General features: G+C 44.5%; 1 protein-coding gene. It reads right to left on the reverse strand.

Going from position 1 to position 1812, the window contains the following annotated elements; genetic code table 11:
• Nucleotides 1-1812: hypothetical protein (locus V7S76_RS13230; RefSeq protein WP_459510620.1), on the reverse strand; the 1812-nt coding region annotated here is incomplete at both ends.

Raw genomic sequence — 1812 nt, forward strand, 5'->3', positions numbered from 1 at the left:
GTGACAATAGGAGTCGCTGGAGTGTTTGGTTGAGCATTTACCGTATCCGTCGTTGCTGTGCTTACGCATCCAGCTTGCGATTTAATGGTAATGCTATAAATACCTGGGTTCACTTGCGTGAAGACTCGGCCCGATTGATAGTTCGTGCCATCAAGGCTGTATTGATCCGTGTTTACTCCTGAGGCTGCCACCGTAATCGTTCCTGTGGAAATGTTGCATGTTGGTTGAGTAATGGTGACAATTGGAGTCGCTGGAGTGTTAGGTTGAGCATCTACCGTATCCGTCGTGGCTGTGCTTACGCATCCAGTTATTGATTTAATGGTAATGTTATAAATACCAGGGTTCACCTGCGTGAAGACTCTTCCTGATTGATAATTCGTGCCATCAAGGCTGTATTGATCCGTATTTACTCCTGAGGCTGCCACCGTAATCGTTCCTGTGGAAACGTTGCATGTTGGTTGAGTGATGGTGACAATTGGAGTCGCTGGAGTGTTTGGTTGAGCATTTACCGTATCCGTCGTCGCTGTGCTCACACATCCAGTTATTGATTTAATGGTAATGCTATAAATACCCGGGTTCACCTGCGTGAAGACTCTTCCTGATTGATAATTTGTGCCATCAATGCTGTATTGATCCGTATTTACTCCTGAGGCTGCCACCGTAATCGTTCCTGTGGAAACGTTGCATGTTGGTTGAGTGATGGTGACAATAGGAGTCGCTGGAGTATTGGGTTGAGCATTTACCGTATCCGTCGTGGCTGTGCTTACGCATCCAGTTATTGATTTAATGGTAATGCTATAAATACCAGGGTTCACCTGCGTGAAGACTCTTCCTGATTGATAATTCGTGCCATCAAGGCTGTATTGATCCGTGTTGATGCCAGAGGCTGCCACCGTAATCGTTCCTGTGGAAACGTTGCATGTTGGTTGAGTAATGGTGACAATTGGAGTTGATGGGGAAGTGGGTTGAGCACCAATAACAACATTTGTCGTATCGCTCAAACATCCATTGGCATTGCGAATACGTGCAGTATATGTACCCGCAGTTATTCCTGTAAACGCAGGACTACTTTGATAATTCGTGCCATCAAGGCTGTATTCATCCGTGTTGATGCCTGTATTCACAAGAGTAATGGTTCCCGTAGCAACACTACAAGTTGGTTGAATGACGCTCTCCAACTGAGGAGTACTTGGTAGAGGGTTAATCGTAACCGATTGACTTGTGCTTGTGGTCTGACAACCGTTTGCATCTCTTACCAATAACTCAAAACTTCCACTTACTCCAGAGCTATAACTCGACTGTGTGGCGCTAGCTATCGCGATACCTGATTCTTTCCATTGGTAAGTCAAAGGTCCATTGCCCAAGGCATTGGAAGATAAAATAACAGTAGAACCAGCGCATACATTGGAAGATGAAGGTATTGCACTAATTAAAACAGTTGGTAAGCTATTGATTGTTATGTATATCGGACAAGAAATGGAACTAGCTAAGCCGTCTGTTATTACCACACGGTAACTGCCTGTCTCAGTCGCAGAGTAATTTGCCGTGTTGCCATTTGATAAAACATTAACAAAACCAACACCAGCATCTTTTTGCCATTGGTACACAGCTTGGTTACTAAATCCATTGGTAGAGGTTGACAGACTCACTTGTGAGCCTTGACAAACGCTTGGACTTATACCACTATTGATATTCGCTGGTGGTAATATTTTGGTGATGCTCGATTCGTGGCTACATCCGTTTTCGCTAATCAAGACACTGTAATTGCCAGCTTGACTTGCGCTATAGCTACTCGATGTTGCATTGCTAATG

This window comes from Aquirufa sp. ROCK2-A2 (genome assembly GCF_054558485.1).